This window comes from Fodinicola feengrottensis, assembly GCF_010993775.1.
GTDB classification, from domain to species: Bacteria; Actinomycetota; Actinomycetes; order Mycobacteriales; family HKI-0501; genus Fodinicola; species Fodinicola feengrottensis.
On the sequence record NZ_WOTO01000073.1, the window covers coordinates 37186 to 44166 of the forward strand.

5 protein-coding genes and 2 pseudogenes are annotated in these 6981 nt (G+C 66.4%); 3 read left to right on the plus strand and 4 right to left on the minus strand.

Annotation, left to right across the window (positions count from 1 at the left end; translation table 11 throughout):
- Positions 1–8 precede the first annotated feature (8 nt).
- Both GNX96_RS42675 and GNX96_RS42680 read right to left on the minus strand, forming a co-directional pair.
- Positions 9–794: a transferrin receptor-like dimerization domain-containing protein gene (locus tag GNX96_RS42675; protein ID WP_279582996.1), complete on the minus strand. Its 786-nt coding sequence runs from the start codon at positions 792–794 to the stop codon at positions 9–11.
- A complete protein-coding gene (locus tag GNX96_RS42680; RefSeq protein WP_163573241.1) occupies positions 778–2130 on the minus strand; it encodes a M28 family peptidase in 1353 nt (450 codons plus the stop codon). The genes GNX96_RS42675 and GNX96_RS42680 overlap by 17 nt, the downstream gene beginning before the upstream one ends.
- Before the next feature lie 140 nt (positions 2131–2270).
- Between GNX96_RS42680 and GNX96_RS42685 the strand changes: the two genes are divergently transcribed.
- Positions 2271–3110: a hypothetical protein gene (locus GNX96_RS42685; RefSeq protein ID WP_163573242.1), complete on the plus strand. Its 840-nt coding sequence runs from the start codon at positions 2271–2273 to the stop codon at positions 3108–3110.
- A 15-nt stretch (positions 3111–3125) separates the two neighbouring features.
- Entirely contained in the window at positions 3126–3434 is a 309-nt protein-coding gene (locus GNX96_RS59580) for an HAD domain-containing protein (protein WP_279582997.1), read from the plus strand.
- 529 nt (positions 3435–3963) lie between these two features.
- Here the strand turns inward: GNX96_RS59580 and GNX96_RS42695 are convergent.
- A pseudogene (locus GNX96_RS42695) lies at positions 3964–4646 on the minus strand (response regulator).
- Positions 4643–5920: a sensor histidine kinase gene (locus GNX96_RS42700; RefSeq protein WP_279582998.1), complete on the minus strand. Its 1278-nt coding sequence runs from the start codon at positions 5918–5920 to the stop codon at positions 4643–4645. The pseudogene GNX96_RS42695 and the gene GNX96_RS42700 overlap by 4 nt, the downstream one beginning before the upstream one ends.
- Positions 5921–6115: 195 nt before the next feature.
- Between GNX96_RS42700 and phoU the strand changes: the two are divergent.
- A pseudogene (gene phoU, locus GNX96_RS42705) lies at positions 6116–6777 on the plus strand (phosphate signaling complex protein PhoU).
- The last annotated feature ends 204 nt before the right edge of the window (positions 6778–6981 follow it).

The following is a 6981-nucleotide window of genomic DNA, read 5'->3' on the forward strand; positions in this document are numbered from 1 at the left end:
CACAGACGTTACGTCACCGGGTCCAGCACCGCTGCCGCTCTGCGCAAACTGGCATAAAGCGACAATTCATACGCTTTGGCCTGGGTGGTGTCGTGGTATTCGAACAGCGCGTCGTTGATTCCGGGCAGTTTTTGGGTGCCATAGCCAGCATTGATGCCCGGCGCGTAGAGCTGGTTCCGGAACCAGGGCCGTTTTGGCAGCCCCTGCGCGGCAAGCAGTTGGTGTTCGGAGGCGACCAGCGCCCGGGTCAGTACGGCGAACCGGGCCGGCGGCGCGCCCGCGGCCAGCTGCCGATCGATCGCCGCCTGAATACCACCAGCGGCCGACTGCCAGCTTTTCGCGGCCGCGATATCCCTGGACAACCCCAGCACATCCGTGCCGTAGACCTGGGTTTCCCGCTGCTGGAAGGCTGTCAGGTACGTGACGACCTCAGCCGCGTACGAGCCGTAGTCCAACTCCGGCACGTCCGCGCCGGCCATCCGCATGGTGACGACCCCGACCTCCTGCGCCATCGCCGCGTGGTATTTCCAGCCTGGGTCGATGAAATGGTCCTCCATGTAGAAGTTGTCGCAGGAGCAGTGGTAGTTGCCGGAGTCCGTGCTGGCGCCAATGTTTACCGACGGAACACCGAAACGGTCGAAGAACGCCGTATAGTCCGATCCGCTGCCGAGCCGGCCGACCGGCGGGACTTTTCCACCATTGTCGGCGGACCAGTCGCCGTAGATCGTCCTTCCGGTGCCCGGCCAGGCGATTTCCTTGGTCGTGTCGTAAACGACGTCATCCAGTGACGGCACACCGGACGCGTCGAAGTGGCGACCAGCGGCGCCGTCCATCCATATTGATGTACGCCACCGCGTTCGCCAGTTTGCCGCCGGTTTCCTCGGCATATTCGGTGGAACCGAACAGGCCGTACTCCTCGCCATCCCAGGTGGCCAACGTGATGCTCCGGGCCGGTCGCCAACCGGTTTTTAGCAGCTGGCCGAGGCCTCGCCCTATCTGCAGCACGGTTTCCGCGCCAGACAGATTGTCGTCCGAGCCGTACGTCCACGCGTCCCGGTGCGCGCCCACATAGACGACCTGGTCAGGGAAAGTACGGCCAGGTATGGTCGCCGTCACGTCCCAGATCGGGGAGATCTTGTAGTCGATGTCCAGGTTCAGGTCGACGGCCGTGCCGCCAGGCCCGTAGTGATAAGTGAACGGCAGACCGCCTTGCCATGCTTGGGGAACCGCAGGGCCGGTCAGGTTTTTTTTCAGCAGTGGGGTGGCGGCAGCGTACGAGATCGGCGTGGTGGGGATCTTGGCGATGTTCGAGTCGGCCGGGTTGATCCGAGGCGCGTTCTTCGTGGCCGGATAGCCGGGCGTCAGCGGATCCCCGCCATAGAGCCACAACTGCTGCACCGAGCCACGCTGAATGCCGTCCGGTGCCCGCCACGGGCCGTCCGGATAGACCGCACCGTTGGAATTCCCGTCGTCCTTGGGATCGGAATAGAGCACCACCCCGATCGCGCCGTGCTCGGCCGCGAGATTCGTCTTCACGCCACGGAAAACCTGACCGTACCTGACCAGCGCGATCTTGCCTTTCACGCTGATGCCGGCCTTTTCCAGTGCCTGGTAGTCCGCGACCGTGCCGTAGTTGACGTAGACGACCGGAGCTTTCACATGCCCGGCCGGCGACAGCGCGTTGTAGCCGACCACCTCGTCGGCGCAGTCGGTCTCCACGGACCGGCAGTTTTCCTTGGTGGGCAGCACTTGCCGGGTCGGCGCGGTCATCGTGACGCTGATCTTCCGGGGCACCGAAAGATAGGGATAGTAGGTCTTGATCTGTGGTTGCAGCCGTACGTACGAACGGAGTTTCGCCACCACGTACTGCACTCGCCGCCAGTCGCCGGTGCTGCCGACCAGGCCGGTTTTGGCGGCCAGATAGCTGTCGAGGTCGCGGGCGACCGCGACGGACGGGATTGCCTTGTATGCCGTCTCGGTGGTCCGTTCGGCGGCCGAATGCGCGGCGGTGAAACCGCGGATCACCGCCGCGTCGGCCGCTTCGGCCGCCGCGACCGGCGGCAGTCCCGCCGCCACCAGCCCGACGGCGGCCGCCGCCAGCATCACGAACCGGGCATGCCGGATAGCCATACCATCTCCCCTGAAAGACCGGAAGTCACCATAAAAACACCACACCTGTCGGGACGGTAGCCCTGTGCCGGCGGCCCTGTAAACACCTCTGGTGCGGCGCGCCTGTTCTGGACATTCGCGACCGCGCGTAGTCTTTCCCGGTGGCCAAGTCGCACCATCAGCCCTCCAGCACCGTCGTCGACCTCCCCGACCCGCGTCCGCGCGATCGCGAGGTCTCGCTCGACTTCGATCGCGAGTGGATCGAGTTCATCGATCCAGCCAACGCCGAACATGTCGTACGCGCCGACCTGACCTGGCTGCTGTCTCGCTGGTCATGCGTCTTCGGCGCCGGCTGTCACGGGATCGTGGAGGGCAGGGCGGACACCGGCTGCTGCTCGCACGGCGCGTTTTTCACTGACAAGGACGACGAAAAACGCGTCAAGTCGTACGTGAAGAAGCTGACGCCCAAAACGTGGCAGCACTACGTCCGCGGGTTCGAGAACTGGACCGAGATGGACACCATCGACGACGAGAAGCCCGACGAGCTGTCGCGGCGGACCGCGCGGGTCGACGGCGCGTGCATCTTCCACAACCGGGAGGGTTTCCCAGGCGGCTCTGGCTGCGCGTTGCACGCGTTGGCGTTGACCGACGGTCAGCATCCGCTGGAGACCAAACCGGACGTGTGCTGGCAACTGCCGGTCCGGCGGCTGGAGGAATGGACCACCCGGCAGGACGACACCCAGATGCTGCTCACCACCCTGACCGAATACGACCGGCGCGGCTGGGGTCCCGGCGGGCACGACCTGCACTGGTGGTGCACGTCGTCGCCGGAGGCACATGGCGCCAGCGACCCGGTCTATGTCTCGTACGGGCCGGAGCTGACCGCCCTGATCGGCAAGAAGGCATACCGAAAACTCGCCGACCTGTGCGCCAAACGAGATAAGCAGGGAATACTCGCCGAACACCCGGCCACCACGGCCGCCCGCGCCAGCACTTCCTGAACACCGCTGCCGATCGTGCGGCCCTTGCTTTTTCTCGATGTCGACGGACCGCTGATCCCCTTCGGCGCCGCAGACTACCCGACGTACCCGCCCACGGACCCGAATCCGCTGCTGTCGAGAATCAATCCCGACATCGGGGCGCGACTGGCCGCACTGCCGTGCGACCTGGTCTGGGCGACCACGTGGATGGCCGATGCAAACGAATGCGTCGCGCCACGACTCGGCCTTCCGGGACTGCCCGTGGTGGCCTGGCCCGAGCCTTCGGCCATTGATGACCAAGACGAACGGCACGGGCTGCACTGGAAAAAACACGCGCTCTCGTGAGCTGGGCCGCGGGCCGCTCATTCGCCTGGGTGGACGACGAAATCACGGACATAGATCGAGCCTGGGTGTCAACTCGCCACCCCAGTCGCGCCCTCCTCCATCGCGTTAACCCTCGACAGGGCCTCAAGCCCGCCGATTTCGTCGCCCTCCGCGAATGGATGGAGGCACTTCCTGAGCACTGTTGACGCAATGGGATTCCGATTGTGCAACCTGGCCGACTTGAATCTCGGTACGACGCCACGGGCTTTGCCCACCTATCACGTCAGCCACAGGCAGGGTTTGGCAATGGCACCAAGACGTGGCGGTCGCCGAACACCGCTGAAAAGGCGTCGCCGACACGCCGTAGCGGCGCGAAATTGTCGTAGGTGTCTGTTTTTCTTTCCCCCTCCCTTTGAACGGGCGGGGGTGGGTTGAGAGGTAGTCCTTAATTTTTAGTTGAACATTGGTCCTCGAACCCGCCCCCCACCCGTCACTGGGTGGGGGCGATTTTTGGGGGTGGGTACGACAGTTTCGCGCCGCACCGGGCGGTTTACGGCTCGAATTTGTAGCCGAGGCCGCGGACGGTGACCAGGAACTTGGGGTTGCCGGGTTCGGGCTCGATTTTGGCGCGCAGGCGCTTGACGTGTACGTCGAGGGTCTTGGTGTCGCCGACGTAGTCGGCGCCCCAGATGCGGTCGATCAGCTGGCCACGGGTCAGGACCCGGCCGGCGTTGCGGAGCAGCATCTCAAGCAGCTCGAATTCCTTGAGAGGCAACGAAAACCGAGTCGCCGTCGACGGAGACTGTGTGTCTGTCCACGTCCATTCGTACCGGCCCGGCCTCCAGCGCGGCGGGTTTGAGCTCCTCCGGCTCCGACCGGCGGCGCAGCACTGCCCTTATGCGGGCGACGAGCTCGCGCGGAGTAGTACGGTTTGGTGACGTAGTCGTCGGCGCCGATCTCCAGGCCGACCACCTTGTCGATCTCGGAGTCGCGGGCGGTCACCATGATGATCGGCACGCTCGACTTGGACCGGATCTGCCGGCACACCTCGGTGCCCGACAGGCCCGGCAGCATCAGGTCGAGCAGCACGAAATCGGCGCCGCTGTGATCGAACTCGGTCAGCGCGTCGGGCCCGGTGGCCGCCACCGCGACCTCGAAACCCTCCTTGCGGAGCATGTACGACAGGGCGTCGGAGAAGGATTCCTCGTCCTCTACCACCAGCACTCGGGTCACGCGCGTCCTTTCGATGCGAGTTTGCCCGTCCCTTTGGCCGCTTTGGCTGGTGTGCCAGCCGCGGCGTCAGGGTCGGGGTCCGGGCCGAGGTCGGAACCGTCGGCGACGGCGGGGTCGTCGGCGGCCGATCTGGCCGCACTGGGCAGGCGAAGCGTGAACGTGGAGCCGGAGCCCTCGACGCTCCACACGTCCACGCTGCCACCGTGGTTGGTGGCGATGTGTTTCACGATCGCGAGACCGAGGCCGGTGCCGCCGGTGGCCCGCGAGCGGGCCGGATCGGCCCGGTAGAAACGTTCGAAGATCCGGTCCAGGTCGGTCTCGCCGATCCCGATGCCCTGGTCGCTGACGCTGATCTCGACGAGGCCGTCCCGCTGCCGGGTGCCGATCGCGACCCGGGTGTGGTCCGGGCTGTAGTTGATCGCGTTGTCGACCAGGTTGGTGACGGCGGTGACGAGCTGCGCCTCGTTGCCGCGTACGACCAGACCGCTCTCGCCGCCGGAGACGACGACGATGTCCTGCGACTCGGCGCCCATCCGGGTCCGGTCGAGCACCTCGGAGACGACCTGGTCGACGTAGACCGGTTTCGGTTCCGGCAGCGGGTCGGCGCCCTGCAACCGGGACAGGTCGATGATCTCCTGGATGAGGGTGCCGAGGCGGGACGCCTCCCGGGTCATCCGGGCGGCGAACCGGGCCACCGCCTCCGGGTCGTCGGTGGCGTCCAGGACCGCCTCAGCCAGCAGTTGCAGCGCGCCGACCGGCGTCTTGAGCTCGTGGCTGACATTGGCGACGAAGTCGCGGCGCACCTTCTGCACCCGGTGCGCCTCGGTGATGTCCTCGATCTGCAGCACCACGTGGTCGCCGAAACCGACCTGCGCGACCCGTACCCGTACGGCCAGCGGCTCGGCGGCCCGGCCGCGCGGCAGGTCCAGCTCGGTGTCCCGGCGTACGTCGCCGCCGTCGGAGGCCCGCCGCACCTGCCGGGCGAGGGTCCGCAGCGCGCCGTGGGTGACCCGGTTGTCGCGTACGACGCCCATCCGGCGGGCCGCCTGGTTGGACAGCACCACCTGGTCCGCGGCGTCCAGCACGACGACCCCGACCTGCATGAGCTGCAGGCTGCGGCGGGCGAGGTCAGCCTGCGCCACCGCGGCACTGGTAGGGCGAGGGCCGGCCGGAGAGTCCGTGCGGCGGCGTTGGAGCAGCACGAAGAGCAACGCGGTCAGCGCGCCGACGACAATGCCCCCGGCGCCAGCGACCAGGATCAACGCGGCGTCCACATCCGCCAATCGTACGGGCCCGCAAGGCCGGCGGCAGGCATCGTGACCAGCGTTGCGATCAGCCCGAGGACTGTTCACCGAACGGTTCGCTGGCGTTTACCGATTCGCGCGGGATGTTTACGGCCGCGATTGGTCCGCACGATTACAGTTGGCACAACCGTACGTTCACAGTGATGAATCGGACAGCTGACAAAAATGCGCGATACCTTCCACGACGAGCTCGACCGGATCGGCAGTGTCCTGGTCGAGATGACCAAGCTCGTCAGCTGCGCGATGTCGCGCGCGACCACCGCACTGTTGGAAGCCGACCTGACGCTGGCTGAGGAGGTCATCTCCTCCGATGCCGAGATCGACCGGCTCTACCGGGAGACCGAGGACCGCGCATTTGAGCTGCTGGCCCGCCAGCAGCCGGTCGCGGGTGGATGGATCTGCGGCTGATCGTCACCGGGCTGCGGATGGTGGCCGACCTGGAGCGGATGGGCGATCTCGCGCTGCACGTCGCCAAGATCGCCCGGATGCGTTATCCCGTCTCAGCAGTGCCACCGGAGCTGCACGACGTCATCCGGGACATGGGCGAGATCGCGCAGCGGGTGGTCGACAAGGCCGGCGCGGTCATTGAGGGGAACGACGTCGAGCTGGCCACCGAGCTTGAGCAGGACGACGACCGGATGGACGAGCTGCACCGGCGGCTGTTCACCATCCTGCTGTCCGGCTGGGATCACGGCATCGAGTCTGCCATCGACATCACCCTGCTCGGCCGGTTCTACGAGCGGTTCGCCGACCACGCGGTGTCGGTGGCCCGCCGGGTTATCTACCTGGTGACCGGGGAGATGCCGGAGCCGGCCTCCAGCCGCTGAAAACCGCCCAAGGGGTGCCATCGTCGGCCTAAGTCGCGGCGGCCATCAGGGCCGGCGCGGTCGTCGGGGGCGCGCCGCTGGCGGCGGCCAATAGGGACATCTGTGAGACACGGCGGGCCGTTCCGGTTGCCTCCAGTTCTCAGAGTCACACTTAGGCGACGATTCGCGCGTACGGGCGTAGCTTTTCGGTACGAGCGCTAGCTA

Bases quoted from the DNA above. Each gene is read 5' to 3' on its own strand.
- GNX96_RS42680 (WP_163573241.1), bottom strand. From the start codon at position 2,130: ATGGCTATCCGGCATGCCCGGTTCGTGATGCTGGCGGCGGCCGCCGTC.